17 protein-coding genes and 2 tRNA genes (1 of these 19 only partly in view) are annotated in these 16,921 nt (G+C 41.1%); 5 read left to right on the top strand and 14 right to left on the bottom strand.

Features of this window, described 5'->3' with window-relative positions:
* Positions 1–15 precede the first annotated feature (15 nt).
* The 7 genes from leuD to CLV95_RS00630 all read right to left on the bottom strand — a co-directional run bounded on the left by leuD (position 16) and on the right by CLV95_RS00630 (position 6,688).
* Positions 16–636 carry a 3-isopropylmalate dehydratase small subunit gene (leuD, locus tag CLV95_RS00595; RefSeq protein ID WP_002736716.1) on the bottom strand — a complete coding sequence of 207 codons (621 nt, stop codon included), beginning with the start codon at positions 634–636 and terminating at the stop codon, positions 16–18.
* 22 nt (positions 637–658) lie between these two features.
* Positions 659–2,056, bottom strand: coding sequence for a 3-isopropylmalate dehydratase large subunit (leuC, locus tag CLV95_RS00600; RefSeq protein WP_002721796.1), 1,398 nt, complete (start codon positions 2,054–2,056; stop codon positions 659–661).
* A gap of 169 nt (positions 2,057–2,225) precedes the next feature.
* Positions 2,226–3,668, bottom strand: coding sequence for an FHA domain-containing protein (locus CLV95_RS00610; protein ID WP_002721804.1), 1,443 nt, complete (start codon positions 3,666–3,668; stop codon positions 2,226–2,228).
* Positions 3,669–3,688: 20 nt separating this feature from the next.
* On the bottom strand, positions 3,689–4,456 hold the full coding sequence (locus CLV95_RS00615; protein ID WP_002721827.1) for an ATP-binding cassette domain-containing protein: 768 nt from the start codon (positions 4,454–4,456) through the stop codon (positions 3,689–3,691).
* Positions 4,457–4,466: 10 nt separating this feature from the next.
* Entirely contained in the window at positions 4,467–5,054 is a 588-nt protein-coding gene (locus tag CLV95_RS00620; RefSeq protein ID WP_002721790.1) for a D-sedoheptulose 7-phosphate isomerase, read from the bottom strand.
* 1 nt (position 5,055) lies between these two features.
* On the bottom strand, positions 5,056–5,829 hold the full coding sequence (locus CLV95_RS00625; protein ID WP_002731940.1) for an LBBP_01157 family protein: 774 nt from the start codon (positions 5,827–5,829) through the stop codon (positions 5,056–5,058).
* Entirely contained in the window at positions 5,819–6,688 is an 870-nt protein-coding gene (locus tag CLV95_RS00630) for a glycosyltransferase family 2 protein (RefSeq protein WP_002721823.1), read from the bottom strand. Before CLV95_RS00630 ends, CLV95_RS00625 begins: the two co-directional genes overlap by 11 nt.
* Before the next feature lie 93 nt (positions 6,689–6,781).
* Between CLV95_RS00630 and CLV95_RS00635 the strand changes: the two genes are divergently transcribed.
* On the top strand, positions 6,782–9,115 hold the full coding sequence (locus CLV95_RS00635) for an O-antigen ligase family protein (protein WP_002731750.1): 2,334 nt from the start codon (positions 6,782–6,784) through the stop codon (positions 9,113–9,115).
* 17 nt (positions 9,116–9,132) lie between these two features.
* Here the strand turns inward: CLV95_RS00635 and CLV95_RS00640 are convergent.
* Positions 9,133–9,218 (bottom strand) — tRNA-Leu (locus tag CLV95_RS00640).
* Positions 9,219–9,355: 137 nt separating this feature from the next.
* Positions 9,356–9,426 (bottom strand) — tRNA-Cys (locus tag CLV95_RS00645).
* A gap of 129 nt (positions 9,427–9,555) precedes the next feature.
* Between CLV95_RS00645 and CLV95_RS00650 the strand changes: the two genes are divergently transcribed.
* A complete protein-coding gene (locus CLV95_RS00650) occupies positions 9,556–9,996 on the top strand; it encodes a DUF4505 family protein (RefSeq protein WP_002721801.1) in 441 nt (146 codons plus the stop codon).
* Positions 9,997–10,141: 145 nt separating this feature from the next.
* On the opposite strand, the gene guaA is transcribed toward CLV95_RS00650, so the two are convergent.
* A complete protein-coding gene (gene guaA / locus CLV95_RS00655; protein WP_016757487.1) occupies positions 10,142–11,953 on the bottom strand; it encodes a glutamine-hydrolyzing GMP synthase in 1,812 nt (603 codons plus the stop codon).
* Positions 11,954–12,036: 83 nt separating this feature from the next.
* Between guaA and queF the strand changes: the two genes are divergently transcribed.
* Together queF and CLV95_RS00665 are read left to right on the top strand one after the other, a co-directional pair.
* On the top strand, positions 12,037–12,438 hold the full coding sequence (gene queF, locus CLV95_RS00660) for a preQ(1) synthase (protein ID WP_002721820.1): 402 nt from the start codon (positions 12,037–12,039) through the stop codon (positions 12,436–12,438).
* A 6-nt stretch (positions 12,439–12,444) separates the two neighbouring features.
* Positions 12,445–12,711, top strand: coding sequence for a SemiSWEET transporter (locus CLV95_RS00665; RefSeq protein WP_002731923.1), 267 nt, complete (start codon positions 12,445–12,447; stop codon positions 12,709–12,711).
* Positions 12,712–13,109: 398 nt separating this feature from the next.
* Here CLV95_RS00665 and lsa33 read toward each other — a convergent pair whose 3' ends face one another.
* Positions 13,110–14,039 carry a surface adhesin Lsa33 gene (lsa33, locus tag CLV95_RS00670; protein ID WP_002721825.1) on the bottom strand — a complete coding sequence of 310 codons (930 nt, stop codon included), beginning with the start codon at positions 14,037–14,039 and terminating at the stop codon, positions 13,110–13,112.
* A 242-nt stretch (positions 14,040–14,281) separates the two neighbouring features.
* On the opposite strand from lsa33, the gene CLV95_RS00680 reads away from it, so the two are divergent.
* Positions 14,282–14,503 (top strand): ferredoxin, encoded by a 222-nt coding sequence (locus tag CLV95_RS00680; protein WP_002630943.1) that lies wholly within the window; start codon positions 14,282–14,284, stop codon positions 14,501–14,503.
* Between the two features lie 277 nt (positions 14,504–14,780).
* Here the strand turns inward: CLV95_RS00680 and fliM are convergent, their stop codons facing one another.
* The 3 genes in view from fliM to CLV95_RS00695 are tightly spaced (at most 57 nt apart) and all read right to left on the bottom strand, a layout consistent with a single transcriptional unit that may run on beyond the window.
* On the bottom strand, positions 14,781–15,806 hold the full coding sequence (gene fliM / locus CLV95_RS00685; protein WP_107694831.1) for a flagellar motor switch protein FliM: 1,026 nt from the start codon (positions 15,804–15,806) through the stop codon (positions 14,781–14,783).
* The gene (locus CLV95_RS00690) at positions 15,803–16,783 is read right to left on the bottom strand and encodes a hypothetical protein (RefSeq protein ID WP_002721935.1); all 981 of its coding nucleotides are present in this window, start codon (positions 16,781–16,783) and stop codon (positions 15,803–15,805) included. The genes fliM and CLV95_RS00690 overlap by 4 nt, the downstream gene beginning before the upstream one ends.
* Positions 16,784–16,840: 57 nt before the next feature.
* A protein-coding gene (locus CLV95_RS00695) for a hypothetical protein (RefSeq protein ID WP_002731913.1) crosses the window boundary here: on the bottom strand, positions 16,841–16,921 show its 3' portion. The gene runs 549 nt beyond the window's last position; the window shows 81 of its 630 coding nt (coding positions 550–630); its start codon lies off the right edge, out of view — the gene reads right to left on this strand; it ends in the stop codon at positions 16,841–16,843.

The following is a 16,921-nucleotide window of genomic DNA, read 5'->3' on the forward strand; positions in this document are numbered from 1 at the left end:
AAATTTTCGGCAGAATTATATAACGTACAACCAAGGTTCAACCTCTTTCTGTTTTTTTTCAAATTCTCCGATTTTACTTTCCTGCTTGAGAGTAAGACCGATGTCGTCAAGCCCGTTGTAAAGACAGTATTTCCGGAAAGAATCCACTTCGAACGTATATACCTTTCCAGTCGGACTGGTTACGGTTTGTTTGCCCAGATCGATCTGAAGTTTTGCTCCTACATTACCCGAAACGGATCGGAACAATTCCTCCACTTCTTCAGACTTTAAAACAACGGGAAGCATTCCGTTTTTAAAGCAGTTGTTGAAAAAGATATCCGCATAAGAGGGAGCAATGATCGATCTGAATCCGTAATCCTCCAAGGCCCAAGGCGCATGTTCTCTGGAAGATCCACAACCAAAGTTATCTCTCGTTAAAAGAATGGAAGCTCCCTTATATCTTTCTTGATTGAGGGAAAATTCCGGATTGAGCTTAGTTCCGGCATCGTCCAAATATCTCCAGTCGTGAAAAAGGTGAACTCCAAATCCGGTTCTTTCGATTTTTCGAAGGAATTGTTTCGGAATGATCTGATCCGTGTCGACGTTCGGTCTATCGAGTAACGCGGCAATCCCGTTCAATACAGTAAATGGTTTCATAATATTCTAATTTACCTCTTGATTATTTCCAACTTCGGATATCCACAAAATGCCCTTCCACCGCTGCCGCTGCCGCCATTTCCGGCCCGACGAGATGAGTTCTTCCACCCTTTCCTTGGCGGCCTTCAAAGTTTCTATTGGAAGTGGAAGCGCAACGATCTCCCGGTTCGAGAACGTCGTCGTTCATTGCAAGACACATGGAACAACCTGGGTTTCTCCACTCAAAGCCGGCCGCGATAAAGATCTTATCCAGACCTTCTTGTTCCGCTTGGCGTTTGACTCTTCCCGAACCTGGAACCACGATCGCCTGAACCTTGGAAGAAACTTTTTTTCCTTGGATAGTTGTAGCCGCAGCTCTCAGATCTTCGATTCTGGAATTGGTGCAGGAACCGATAAAAACTTTGTTGATTTTGATTTCTTCGATCTTTTCCCCGGGTTTCAAGTCCATATATTTAAGAGCGGATTCGATTCCGATCTTATCGATTGGATCTGTTGCATCCTCCGGACTTGGAACGGTTCCTTTTACGGAAACAACTTGACTGGGAGAAGTTCCCCAAGTCACCATCGGGGTAATTTCATCTGCATGAAGAATTACGGTGGTGTCAAATTTTGCACCTTCGTCGGTTACATAGTGTTTCCACTTTTTAACGGCAAGATCCCATTGAGCGCCTTTCGGTGCAAAATCTTTTCCTTTGATATAATTGAACGTGATTTCGTCCGGAGCAATCAGTCCCGCTCTCGCTCCCGCTTCGATCGACATATTACAAACGGTCATTCTCGCTTCCATGCTGAGCGCTTGAATCGCAGAACCTCGGTACTCGATTACGTAACCGGTTGCCCCCGCAGTGCCGATTTTACCGATAATCGCAAGTATAATGTCTTTCGCGGTCACCTTGTCGGAAAGTTTTCCGTCGACTCGAATTTCCATAGTCTTCGCTTTTTTTTGAACGAGAGTTTGAGTCGCGAGAACATGTTCCACTTCGCTGGTTCCAATCCCGAACGCAAGCGCACCAAATGCACCGTGAGTAGAAGTATGAGAATCCCCGCAGACGATCGTCATTCCAGGATGGGTCAGACCCATTTCGGGAGCAATTACGTGGATAATCCCTTGATCGGGATTTTGAAAGTCATAAAGGCGAATTCCGTTTTCATCGCAATTCTTCTTCAAAGTCTGCATCTGAATCGCCGAAATCGGATCGGCGAGACTGAGATCCCGAGTGCGAGTGGAAACGTTATGATCCATAGTGGCAAACGTCGCTTCGGGACGACGGACCTTTCTACCCGCGAGTTTGAGTCCTTCGAAAGCCTGGGGGCTTGTAACTTCGTGAATGAGATGACGATCGATATAAATTAAATACGATCCCGCATCCAGTTCTCCAACCAGATGGTCTTCCCAGATTTTTTCGAACATTGTCTTCATTGGATTCTAGTACTCCCCGAAAGAAATTCTTTCGGAATTTGTGGATTGGATTTGTTTCTCGAAAAGAGAAAAGATATCCGCCTGAATTTCCATCGTCAGGATATCGGGTCTTTTCGTCCACCCGGATCTATTCTAAGGGATCGGGAATGAATTGGGAAGATTGAAAATCCTAACGAGCCCGAAAAACGTACACCGTTTTTCCGAGGCTGATCTCGTCGAAATCATACAGGACCCGGGGCCTAAGAATTTTTTTACCGTTTAAATAGGTTCCTTCGTCGGAAATCAAATCGTATAAAACGAAACGGTTTTTGATCTTACGAATTCTGGCATGGAATTTACTGACCCCCGGATCGGAAATCATAACGTCGGAAAGTTCTCCATTTCCGAGGGTGATTTCGGGCTTACGAATCGGAACTTGTTTACCGGGAGATTTACCTTCTTTTTGAATCAGGGTGGCAAGATCATAGGCTTCCGCAGTTTCAAACTCAGACTCATTCACTGGAAGAGAACGAGAAACATAAATTCCTTCCGAACTTGCATACGGAGAAAGCTGATCTCCGTACATTCTCTGATAGACTTCTCTTTCCTCTCCTCTTGCGTGAAATCTTTTCTCAGCTTCCCCGAGCGGCGCGGAAGATTCCTTCATGTCTCTCTCTCTCCGAAATAAAAGGAGCAATGCAATCAAAGTGAGAATGAGTAAAAAGCCTATTGTAGGAAGAAATACTCCAGGACTTAGAAAAATGAATCGAAGTTGTTTTACGATTCCGGGTTTGTATGTGTAAGTAAATTTTCCACCTTGGGAAGATTGCCAGTCTCCTCGAATGAAATCTCCTTCTGCTCTCCAAAAATCGTTTCGAAAGGGAGAATCATATCGGATCTCCGCTGGATGTTTGTGAAAGTATTCCAGATCGGTTAAAAACTTAGAAAGAAAATCCGCAGAATTTACTTCGTAAAATTCCCCCCCATAAATTCGAACGAGTTCAAGGTTTGAGAAGTTACGTTTACCGATTACATGAATCGGAAGGCCAGATGTAGACAAACCTTGCCTGAGTCCCGGAGGCAATTTATAATCATTGTCGGAAACAAATAGAGAAAGATAAGAATCCCTCGTCAAAATCGAATTCACTTTTTGGAATACAAGATCCAAGTTTGTTCCCGTATTGCGATTACTGAGCGAACCCGGAACTCTAGCTTTGGAAAGAGCAGTCCGCTTGTCCAAGTCCTTTTCAACCACAAGCAGATCGTCCGAAAAAAAGATAAAACTGAAATGATCCTCTTCTCCGGAAGACTGAACCGCTTTCTGTAAAAATCTTGTGTTGAAATTATTCTCTTCAAGAGATGTCCCGGACTGAACTAAAAAAACGGAATGAACCGACCTGCTTCCTTCTTTACGAAGAACTTTCTGTTGCACTACCGTTCGGGTTTCCGATCCTTTGGATTCCCGAATGAGAAAATTCTCTCTTTCAAGGGGAAATTGTTTTTTGTCTCGAATAAAAAGTTGAACGGAGGGGAAAGAAGAAGAGTCCGCGTCCTCCAAGATAAACGGTGACTTTTGTGAAAAAAGCGGAAAGGAAAATAAAATCAGTGTTAGGAGAACCGCATAACCCATCATTCGCACCCGACTATCTTAGATCAACTTCCTTGTTCAAACAGTTTTTTTCCATACTCCGAGCTCGGAATCAATTTGCCCTTGCTGGACCTCGTGAAAGTTTCGGCCCAATTTCCCCGATAGAGGATACTTATAGTATCGGCCAAAGCTTTGACGATAGAGATTTCGTGTGTAATAAAAATGAGAGAAAGTCCCTTTTCCCTCCTAAATTTCATGAGAAGTCTGAGTACTTCCGCCTCGCTGATCGAATCCAAAGCCGCAGTGGGTTCGTCCGCAACTACAATCTGAGCACCGGAATAAACGGCTAATAGAATGAGAATCCTCTGTCTTTCTCCCCCAGAAAGATGGCCCGGCAAAGAATCGAACGCTTTTTCCGGCTCCGCTATATGAATAGATTCTAATAAAGAAAGAATTTTCTTTTTTTCCGCAATTTCTCGATTGGAAATAGAAAACGCTTCTACGATCTGAGAACCCGTTTTACGGTAGGGATGGAAACCCCAAATTGGATTTTGAGGAACCAGGGAGATCCTCTTGCCCCGAAAAATTCTCCATTCTTTTTCCGTAAGATATCGAACATCCTGACCTAAAAGTAAAAACCGATCGGATCTCTGAAAAAATTCCTTGTCCGTCATTCCTAGAAGGCAGGATGCAAACGTAGATTTGCCGCTTCCCGATTCTCCCACGATACAATGTATTTCCCCGGAACGAAGAGTGAAGTCGATTCCTTTGAGAATGGAACGACCGGGTACGGAAACCTTGAGACCCGTGATTTCGACTAGGGGAGAATCCACGAAAAAGCGATCATTCCATTTTGAAAAGATTATATTCCACGATACTACAAAGGATATGTCCGATTAAAATGTGAGACTCTTGAATTCTAGCGGTTACTTTGCTCGGAACAATTATGTCAAGGTCGGAAAGATTTTTTATTCTACCTCCATCTCCGCCCAACAAGGATATGGTTTTGACTCCTCTGGTTTTCGCTTTTTCCAAAGCCAACAAAACATTCTTCGAATTTCCACTCGTGGAAAGTCCGATGAGAAGATCTCCCTTTCTACCGAAGGCTTCTATCTGTCTGGCAAAAATTTCTTCGTAGCCGTAGTCATTCGAACAAGCCGTCAATACCGCAGAGTCTCCGGAAAGAGAAAGGGCAGATAAAGCTTTTCTTTCGTTTCCGGATTTATATCTTACCACGAGTTCCGCAGCAATATGAGAAGCATCGCAAGAAGAGCCTCCGTTCCCACAAAGATACACCGTGTTACCACTTTGTAAAACCTTGGAAACCATTTCCCCCGCTTTGGTTATATCACCCAAAATCGAATCGATACATTTCTGTTTGGTGGCAATGGAATCCCGAATCTGACCGAGCGCGATTTCCTTTATATCCATCTTAGTTTGCTCCTCTTTTTTTTCGAATCTGTTCGATCACTTGAAAAAATTCTGCCTTCGCTTTTTCGAAATCCTGAAGGGAAAGATTTTCCGTATACGGAGAATTCTCTTTTTGATTTCCACTCACATTTAAAAAATAGAGTTCGTCCGAAACGATACTTTTGAGTCGTTTTGTAGAGTTAGACTGAAAAAACTGTTCGAACTCGGTTCCCATATACACAAGGAGAATACAGAGAACGCTCGGTTTTAAACGCATGAAAATTTGTTGTTTCCAAAATGGCTCCCAATCGTAAAAATTTTTCCAACTTTCCTGAGAAAAATTCGGACCTCCGTATAAAACTTTCAAGTCTTCTTCGATTCCTTCGGGTTGAAATCTGGAAAATACGCTTTTAAGATCGGAGTGTTCGTAGGAAAGAATTCGGTTCAACTCCGCTTCCGGAATAAAAACGACACCGGAAATTTTATTTCCCTGTTGACTTAAAAAATTTCCGGTCGAGACGACAAGAGAATATTCTCTTCCGGATTTTTCCTTTCCCTCCAACCTAAAAAGCTTAGGGCCATTCTTTAGAATTTTATAATATTTTGATTCATGAATCAATCCGCTGTTTTTTTTTCGAGTCACAAAAAAACGATCCGCTTTTTCCCGAAGTTCGGCTAATTCTTTTCTATAGCCAAAACTTTTACGGACCGGAGGGAACTCCTCTCCTGAATCTTTTTTTGTCTTTTTTCTTTTAAAAAAGGAAAAGATTTTTCCGAAAAAAGATCTAACGCCCATAATCCTCTTTCACGTTGGAAGGACGCTCTATCATTTTTTTCTCCAATTCATACTGTTTTGCGTCCTTTAAAAATGTGGAATAGGCCGAAGAGACCGCGATCACCCAACCCGGAAAACCGTCCAAAAATCCAAACTTGAAAAAATAAGTCTCTATAAATTTAGAAAAAGGTTTGTATATGGTTCTGAAAAATGAGAATCTCCTTCCCTTCCTCTGCCTCGTATAAGCAACAATAGAAGAGAATTGATTGATCGTATTCACTTGGTGCGTTAGATCCCGAAAACTATAATGAATGATATCGCCGTGAATCTTACTGCCGTTCCCTTCAATGCTGATGGTATCATGCGGATTCTCTCCTACCCAAACGGCTTTTCCTTTTCGAAAAATACGATAGCGATATTGAGGATACCAACCGGAATAACGAATAAATCTTCCCAGATGACAGGTTAGTCGGGAAACTTGAAGACCGTTCAGAGTATTCTCGTCTGGTTTTTGTTTAAACGCAAGAATGGAATTTTCAAGCTCGGAAGAAATCCTTTCATCCGCATCTAAAGAAAGAATCCACTCGTGTCTACAAAGAGAGATTACATCATTTTTTTGTTCGACATGACCCTTAAATCTTTGTTTATAAAATCTTACGGAGGAAAAAGATTTAGAAATTCTTTCGGTTTTATCCGTACTGATCGAGTCAAGAATTACGATTTCATCCGCTACGTTCAGACAAGACTCGATACAATCTCTTATGTTTCTTTCTTCGTTGTAAGTGATGATTGCGACGGATAACTTTTTTCCCGTCGTTTGCGGGAGAGTTTTCCGTTTTTCAGGCGCCTTCTTTTTCTTGACTGGAATTGATTTTCCCATTGATTCTCGGTTCTTTTTTCTAATGGTAGAATGAATTCGTTCTCTGTCATTGGTTTTTTAAGGGAATTTTTAAGAACTTAGGAGAAGAATCAATTGAAAGAACGGCTCGTCAAGAAACTCAAAACCGTATCCTTATTTTCTCTCGGTTTCTTCTTTCTCAGTTTTCCCCAATCAGTGAGCGTGTCTCAATTCTTCGGAGGACTTACAATCGCGACCTCCTTCCCGCTTTTCATTCTCGACCAAGAAGCCCAAAAAACTTGGAAGAGAATTCAAAATCCATTTCTATTTTTTTTCGGAATTTATATCCTTCTTTTTTTGTCTTCTTTGTTTTACGCGGAAAACTATTCCTCTTTTTTCAAGAAATTTCTGAAACAATCCGAGTTCGGAGACTTTTGGATGTTACTTTTATTTCCCGCGTCCTTCCTCATAGCCTCTCAGGAAAAAAATCAAACCATCTTAAAAAGATTTCTGTTCGTGTCCGCTTCAATCGCGATTTTGTTCGGTTGTATCAGTTTATTTTCGGAAGTCCGGATCGGCAAGTTCGTCGCAAACGGATTCAAATACGCTCCCGGAGATAGACTTCAACACTTTTCCGGAAATATAGGCCCGGTCAAACTCTATCTCCCGATCGGAATGATGAATACACACCTAACGTTTGGAGGACTTTTAGGTTTATTCCTACCGGGACTTTTTGTGGATTGGTTTCAGTCGGTAAAGAAAAAAAAGGGGTTTATTTTCGTTTTAAAGACGTTTTTTGTACTTGCAGGATTTATCATACTCTTTTTCAACCAGAGTCGATCGATTTGGCTGGGAATATTTGTAGTTCTTTTACTGCTCCTTTTAAAAGGAACGTTTTCGATTCGAAAAAATCCTATTTCTATTTCCATAAAGGCAAAGATTTTGGCGGGATTTTTTTTCTTAGGACTACTTTTGTCCTCAGGTTATTTATTGAAAAACAGCTGGCTGATCCAAAGATCCATTTCTCAAATATTCGAAGTTCATAATACGGAAAACCAAAGATATTATATTTATAAAAACACGATTCCCTTGATCCGAAAACATTGGTTTATTGGAATCGGAGGCGGAAACTACAAGGAATTCCACTGGAAAGAATCCTCCGAAATGATCGAAAAAGAAGAACAACTCTGGTACGAACTTTATATCACACCGAGGGGGCACGCTCATAACGATCTTCTCCACTTTTTAGTTACAGGAGGAGTGATGGCGGGAATTCTTTTTATCCTTTTTTGGGGAAAGTTATTCGATTTCTTTTTTCAAAACGATTTCCATTCTTTAACAGGAATTCCGATTCTTACGATCGGAATTTTGAGTTTATTTCCGGCCGGATTTTTTCAATGTTATCTTTTGGACGACGAGGTAGTCCTTCCTTTTTTCGCGTTCTGCGGGATTTTTCTAGGAGGGAAATTAGAACCTATCCCCCAATCTCAAATCAAAGAAAGAATAAACTTATTGCAGAAAAAATCCAACAACTTTTGGGACAAACTTTTACCGTTTTTAAAGCAGATCTCTTCGACTGAATTCGCACACAATTTCTTTTCCAAAACAAAAGAAGCTCAATCAAACGTTTCTTCCAATTTCAAAACTATTCCAATTTCTTATGTCCGCGGGCTTTTCGCAAAATTCAAAAATTCTCTCCTGCAATACCCAAAAAAGACCCGGAAAGATTCTTGCCCTGAAAGAACACGTTTCCGCTTTTTAGAAAAGCGCGCTCGATTCTTTAAAACATTCTGCGCAATCGCAATTCCAATTTTACTCTATTGGCTTTTCTGGATTCCGAGGCTCAATTTAGAACCTTTAAAAGTTTACAATCGAAGAGTCAGATCTTCGGATCTCGCACTCACTAAAGAAGTACAAAAGAATATTTTAAAGTACGAAATCGTTTCCTATGAATCTGCACCGTTCCATAAAAGTTCGCCGCAGACTCGGGACAGCGGAGACATTTTATCCCAAACACAACTCTCCAAAATTCAATCTTCCCAACTTAACGTAGAACAAGCTTCTCTTCCTTTTCAAGTGGAAGGTTGTCTCACACACCGTTATTCAAGTCCTCCACAACCGAGGAGAATCCCGTTCAGCTTTACGATTTATATCCCGGAAAATTCCTCCTATCCTCCTAAGAAAGCGACGATTACGATCGTTTCCAGAGATTCTTTCGATCAAGACCAACTCTACTGGGCTCATGGAGAAACCGATTTAGGAACGATTCAAGTCGATCTACGAAGAGGAACAAATCCGATTCTCATTCCGAATTTTCTTTTAGAGACGACCCCGAACGCATTTCCAGAAGGAGTGTTCTTTCGAGATTTTAGAATCAGTTATTCCGATTTTGGAGGGGGGGAAAAAATCGATTTTCCAAAATTGTATTTTGGAAAGATTTGCGACACGGTGATTCGTCTAACGCAGTAGAACGTCAAAGAATCAATTGGTACCTGGAGCGAGACTCGAACTCGCACGAGATTGCTCTCACAGGATTTTAAGTCCTGGGTGTCTACCATTCCACCATCCAGGCATTTTAGATGCCAGCGAATAGAAATTTAGCGATTAGTTCCTTTTTAGGACAAAAAAATCAGACTTAAGTAGAAGTACGATTTTTCCATTCTGCAGGTCACCTAACCATCAGCTTCTAAAACCTATCCACGAATATATAGGCGTCGCCCGGATTCGAACCGGGGATCAAGCTTTTGCAGAGCCATGCCTTACCACTTGGCCACGACGCCGTTATAAGGTATAATTTTAAGAGAAAGATCAGTGTCAATAGAAAAGTCTTTACAACGCACCTTGGAACTTAGTTTTACTTTATCAAATAGATCGGTTGCAGGTTTGTGTCCCGATCGGGGCAAATTCTTATGAAACAAAGAAGAATCTATTTTTATCAATTGGACGGAAGAGGAAAACTTTACCATGATTTTTCGGAGCTGAAAGACTCGGATTTTTTGGATTTTTTCATTTCAAGGATTCGTAAGAACGACACCGGAGAACATCCCGAGTTTCCTTATCTTGCAGTCTGTAATGGAGAATGGAATTTCATTCAACCTACGACTACGATTTTTATCTTTCGCAAATTAGAAAACGAGAAACTATTTTACTCTCCCAAGCTGACCGTTCCGTTTCAGCCTGAAAATCTAACAATCTTTCGAGAATCCTTAGCTCATCCGGCACCTCTTGGAGAACTGGGTTCTTTTTCCAGCGAACTCCTTTTGGATTTTTCTAAGAACGTTTTTCAAAGAGAAAATCAACTCATCTTTGAATACCTTGGAAAGGAATTCCTGATTTCGAAAGAGAAGTAAAGATCCATTCTAAAACCTCCACCTTACGTCTGAAATGCGGGATACTCAATCCGACTTTTTAGAAAAAAGTCTGAATTATCGATTATGGTAACCAAAATCTATACGTAAAATCACCATACAATCAAATTGGAATATTCTAATTTGATTATTCCCACTCGATCGTACCCGGCGGCTTGTTCGTAAGATCGAAAAATACGTAACGAATCCCGCTGATCTTAGAAACTACGTCTTTGATTTCCTGCAACAGAAAGCGTTCCATCGGAAAAAAGTTAGCTGTCATCGCCTCCTGAGATTCAACCGGACGAAGAACGATACTCTTTTCATTCTTCTTTTCCCCGATGGGCAAAAGAACGACGGGCATCTGCCAAATCTTATCGTAAAGACCGGCTTTGCGAATCACGGACTCAACCGCATAATCCGCTTCCCGAAGCAAATCGGAATAATTCTTATCCAACTGCATTCCAGTAAATTGAAAATTCAATTTTTTGACGTCGGTCTCGAAAGGTAAGAGAACTACACGATTGATAAAGGAAAACTGATTGGAAAGATGTGTAGCGACCCGATCCAAAGTTTTCCAATTCGTTCCGATGTCGCTTAACACTACACAGTTTGCATAGGATCTTCGATCTCCTTTAACACCTACGCTGGCGACGGGAAGGATTTTGCCGGATAATCCCCCTTGAGTCGCAAGATAAGAATCGATCTCCTTTTGGTCCTCGCTCGTTCCTTTTTTTTCAACCGCTAGCATGCGTACCACAAGTCCGGGTCCTGGAAACGGATGGCGGCCTACCCATTCCGCTTCCAACCCAAGAAGAACTCCCAGATCTCTGACCTCGTCTTTATAAAGATCTCGGATCGGTTCAATGATCTTTCCCTCTTCGATCAATTTTTGAATCGCTTCGACTCGATTATGATGCGTTTTAATAGTATGAGAATGTTTCGTCCCACCGGATTCAATCGTGTCCGGATAGATAGTGCCCTGACCTAGAAGCCAATCCCCGTGTTCCAGATCTAAATCTTTTATGGCGCGGTCCCTAACTTCTAGAAATAAGTTTCCTACGATTTTTCTTTTTTCTTCGGGATCGGATTTCCCTTTTAAACTTTCATAAAAAAGATTCGATTCGTCTCTTACCGTTAGACGGATATCCTGAAGAGCCAGTCTTTCTTGAAGATGAAGAACTTCTCCTTTTCTCATAAAACCGGTGTCGACTAAAAATCCGAAAACTCTTTCCGCACCCAGAGCTTTACACAGAAGAAGATAAGAAACGGTGGAATCCACTCCACCCGAAACGAGCATAAAAATCTTTTGTTCCGGCTTTACGGTTTTTTGAATCTCTTCGATCTTTTTTTTTAAGAACCGATCGATTCCCCAGGTTCTAGAAGCTCCGCAAATTTGAATAAAATTATCAAGAAGAAGAGAACCATTTTCGCTATGACTTACTTCCGCATGAAATTGAATTCCGAAAATTTTCTTGGAAGTATTCTCCACAACCGCATAACCACAATCTTTCGAAGAAGCGGTCCTCGTAAAACCCTCCGGAAGTTTTACGACTTCGTCGGCGTGATTCATCCAAACTCGTTCCCCTCCTATAAAATTCTTCAAAAGAAATTTTTCGCCGGAATCATGAATTTGTAAAGAAGTAGGACCGTATTCTCCCGTTCCGGAACGTTCCACAACTCCGCCGAGAAGCTTCATAATCAACTGATGGCCATAACAAATTCCGAGGACCGGAATTCCTAGTTCGAAAATCCGAGTTGTAATCGTTGGAGAATCGGGTTCGTAAACACTTTCCGGCCCGCCGGAAAGAATAATACCCGTATATTTTTGATAATTGGAAAGAGGTTCTTCGTTAGAAAGAATTTCCGTATAAGCACCTAATCTTCGAATTCTGGATGCTATCAAGTGAGCATATTGCCCACCAAAATCAACCACGGCAATTTTCTTCCGGACTTCCATTCCACCCCTCTTTGGGACTTTGATACGAATTCAATTCGGGAAAAAGAATTTTCGAGGAGAAAAGATCGAAAAATCTGGTCATCATGAAAACGAATCATCCAGAGTCCTACGATGGAAGACAAGATCACATCCCTTCTCTGAAAACTCCCGAAATCGAATCTTTCACCAATGTTTACGAAGGAAAGGATTATACAATCGATTTTACGGTTCCGGAGTTTACGGCGGTTTGTCCGAAGACCGGGCTTCCCGATTTCGGAGTCATTTACGTTTCCTACATCCCCACAAAACGTTGTATCGAGCTTAAGTCCTTTAAAGAATACATTCTAAGTTATAGAAACGTCGGTGTTTTTCACGAATTTTTAGTCAATAAGATCATGGAAGATCTTATCGCAGCGATCGATCCGAAATACTTGAAAGTGATCGGAGATTACAACGCCAGAGGCGGAATCAAAACCGTCGTCACTCGAGAATATAATAAGATTTAATCCGACATGGACTCTATTACATTTTTAGGTTATATCGCATCTTTACTGACGACTGTCTCTTTTTTACCCCAACTGATCCGTATCGCTATGGATGGAAATACAAAAGACATTTCCAGAAACATGTACATCGTGTTGGTTACGGGTGTGGCTCTTTGGTTTATCTATGGATGCCTAAAACAGGATCTACCGATCATTCTCGCAAACGCAGTCACGTTCATTTTTACTTTGAGCATTCTTTATTTTAAGTTGAAGAACGACGCGAAAGGTGAATGAGGTTTAGCATTTCGTATATTCTTTATTAGAGTTACCCAAAAATTAATTCTCCATCCGTTTTTGTTTCATGAAAGTGGTCGATTGAAGTAGTTTTGTAAAACTAAACTATGGAATTTTTCAATAACTCTATCGTATTCTTGGAAAAAAAGTTGTAAATGGATTGAATTCGATTACCCCAACTTCGGACAGAAAGATATAAAAATAAAATTAGAATCGAGTGCAGAAAAAGCCGCACTTGAATTTAGAAAATTATAAACAGATTATACAACTTAGGAAATTATCCCCTTTTTCAGAGAGGATACGTTAAAGACGAGTTAAGAAGTTGTGCGGGAACCCCCGATTTCGCTTAACAAATAACGAAATCGGGTTAAAAAAGAAGAGCCTGTCGATTATCTTCTTTACTGAGGTTTCACCTGATCTTTGAGAGATTTTCTAGAATTTTCTATAGCTTCCCTATCCTTGTCGATGCCGGACTTGATGTTTTTTCTTTCTTCATCGGCGGCGCTTTTGATGGCTTCCTTCTCAGCCTTTCCGGATTCTTTGACTTCATCGATCATTCTACGATTTTCCTCTTTCGTAGCATTGATGAGTTCTTGATTCCTTTGTTTTTGTTCCTCCAAACCTTGAAGAATTCTTTCCTTGTTTTCTTTAAAATCTTTCAGTATTTCTTCGATTCTTTGCCTTTGTTCTTCCGTAACGGATTGAATGGTAGCCGCGTCTTCTTGCAATTCCTTCAATTCGTCTTCGGAAAGTTTTTCTTCCTTCTGACTTTTACCGTCGGAAACAATTTTCCCACCTGCATCCACTACATTACTCAAATCCGGATTATCGTTATCTACAACTTCTACGGATCCCTCGGAAACGAGAGTTTCGGTTTTGTTTCCCTCCACTTCGACTTGAAAGTCAGTTCCACGAACCGCCGCAGTTGAAGTAGGCGTAGTGATTTTGAATCCGGAAGATTTGGTAAGTTTTGTACCGATTCTAGAAAATATTTTTCCTTTATTGAGGTTAATATCCGAATATATCTCCGAATTTTTAGAATCCACATAAATCCTATTCAAGGTAAGACTTGTGCTCTCTTTTACGCGAATGATTACTCCATCCATCAGTTGAATATCTGCGTATGAATCTTTTGTCGTTTCGATTTTATCTTCCGGAAGGATAAATTCCGAAAGCCCTACTTTCTTTTCTTTTCCGGCTTTATCTGAAAGTTTTATGCTTCCTTTGATAAAAGTAAAAACTCCGCCTTGTAGGTCTTCCTTTTTGGACTTTCCACAATCAATAGCGAATAAGACAATCAATACGAGGTATGAACCTTTTCGAAACATTCTAGTCTCCCATTTAAATTCTTTCCGGGCAAAATAGCACAAAATTTATTTCAAGTCCACAGTTTTCTCTATTTTTGCCTCCACCTAAGTTGTTTCTGCTCTGTTCCAAACCGGTCTTGGGTAAGATCTTTGTCGTGCAAGAACCCTAGAAAAGGACTTGCTGTCTAACAAATGGTTAGAAAATTGATCTTGGAACCTGTTTTTAAGCGACCGGGAGAACCGACCCAGGAGAATCGAAGCCTATGCCGACTAAAATTGCGTATGTAGATAAAGACAACTGCACGTCCTGCAATCAATGTGCAGACAATCTTCCGAAATATTTTCAAATGGATGATAATGACACTTCGGAAACTCATATCGGAGGAGAAATGGTAAATCAAGCTCCGATCCCCGAGGAAGACTGGAAAATCGTTCAAAAAGAAATGGATGAATGCCCTGGCGAATGTATCCAATGGAAAAAATAATTTTCTAAACATAAACTCGAGCGTTACGGTTTTTTAAACAGAACATAACGCGTTCCACAGTTCGTGTTGTAGACAATCTTCACCGAAGGCGGTTTTTGAGCCGCCTTTTTTATTGGAATTCGTCTCTAAATTTTTTTACCTGCATTCGAAAGATCATTATACAAAAGAAACTGTCATCAGTTCTCTGAATGTAGGAACTCACACGTTTTTTTAGAAACTTGCCGGATCGTTTAGGGATATTTTTCTCCAGGTTTTAAGAAGAGCCTAAATTCAAATTCTAATATTCCTGTTCAGAACGTGTAGAACCCAGAAGTTCATCCGGAATATCTTCGACCCTATCTCCAATTTGAATCGCAAGCCTGCTCCCCACTCTTCCAGGAAGGCATTTGAATTTTTTTCTTTCCCCAACTTTTACGATCATCTCGGATCTCGTGGAAGTGTTTTCCAGTTTCACAACATCACCCACGGAAAGATTCATAAAATCATTGATGGAAACGTCTACAGATCCCACTTCCGCGATCAAAGGAATTGCAACCTGATCCAGTCGCTCTTGAATTACGGCGCGGTTCTCATCCAATTCCCCTTTTCGAATAGACGAATACCAATATTGTGCGGATAATTTATTGATGATCGGTTCGATGGTGATATAGGGAATACAAAGGTTTGTCATCCCTTCCACTTCTCCGATTTTGGTTTCGAGAGTGATCAAAACCACCATGTCGTTCGGTGGAACGACCTGCGCAAATTGAGGATTCGTTTCGATATTCCCAAGCCTCGGTCTTAAATCGATTACGGTAGACCAAGATTCCCTCATGTTCCCGAGAATTCGAACGATAATCCCTTCCATTACACTCATCTCTATCTCGGAAAGTTCTCTGGAGATTTTTGCCTGCTCTCCCTTACCGCCAAACAGGCGATCGATGATCGTAAACGAAATCGAAGGATCAATCTCTAAAATCGCGGAACCGCGAAGCGGATCCATATTAATTACGGCAAGAGTGGTCGGATTCGGAATCGAACGAATGAATTCTTCATAAGTCAACTGATCCACGGAAGCGACGTGAACGGATACGAGTGCTCTAAGTTGTGCCGAAAGACCCGTAGTCGCCAAACGAGCAAAGGTTTCGTGCATCATTTGCAAAGTACGAATTTGGTCCTTTGGAAATTTATCAGGGCGTTTGAAGTCGTAGATCTTTACTTTCTTTTGCTCGGAAACGGAAGTATAATCCGATTCGCTTACTTCACCGGAACTGATAGCGCTTAGTAGCGCGTCAATTTCATCTTGCGATAGAATCTCCGTCATTTCTTTACCTTCGCCACTAAGTTAGACACTTTCCAGAAACCTCCCTGTTCGTCGGGAACCCTTCTGAGAGTATAAATATATTCGTATTTGGAGCGCAAGCGGTTCAACTTTCTCTCCACAAAAACCGTCACTCTCGCCAAGCCGGGAGAAACAGATTCCGCATTCAAAATTCTGTAAGAATGAAGAATCCCCGCTCTAGATTCGGTAAGATACCGTTTAAAATTCTCTAGTAGAAAATCTCTTTCCGATTCTTCCGCACGATTGTATTCTTCCGAGTACTGATCGTAAGCCTGTATATATTCCGGAAAATAGATCCACTTGAAATGATGCGCCCAATTTTTTTTCTTTTCGGAACCCAAAAATAAATGAATCACCTCTTCCGGTTCAAGTCCGTCCACAGTCGGATCTTTTTCGGGAATGGACAAGAGGACCGGTTCACCGTGTTTTTCCTCGTAAAAGAAATAAGGTTGGTTGCGAGAACGGATAAAAAGCGCGGGCATTTCCTGTATATTTGGATGAAAATACGCGGTCACAAAATACTTCTTTCCCGGCTCCAAATCAAAACGAGAATTCAGATCGATCTCTTTAGAAAATACTTCGTCTTTATGTAGAATGATTTCTTTGATCTCTTTTCCTTCTAGAGATTCGATCGTATTTCTTCGTTTTAACACGGGATCGATTCTTTTTTCCTCGTCCCTTTCCGAAATCTGACTTCCATTCTCGTCCCGAACTACAACCCGGTACGATTCCAAATCTCTTCCGGACGGAAAAATTCTTATTACCTCGTTTCCGGTATTCGTGATGGACATCTTTACTGGAATTTTATCGTTCTCACGATAATGAATTTTTTTCAAATCCAACGTGATGATTCCCTGTTGTTTGAGATAATTTTCCGAAACAGAACCCCGTGCATCCCGTTTTGGAAACGCAAGAAGAAACGAAGGGGTTAGTAAAATTGCGAGAAAAATCCGAATCATTCTAATTTATTTTCGGCAAATTCCCTCAAAACCAACAAAAAAATAAGGGCTTTTAGATCAACGCGGAACCTTGGCATCCTCTATGATCATCTCTGCGATTCGGACGAGTCGTTTGAGAATAACCTCTATTTTATCGTA

Source organism: Leptospira borgpetersenii serovar Javanica (assembly GCF_003046425.1).
Lineage (GTDB): Bacteria > Spirochaetota > Leptospiria > Leptospirales > Leptospiraceae > Leptospira > Leptospira borgpetersenii.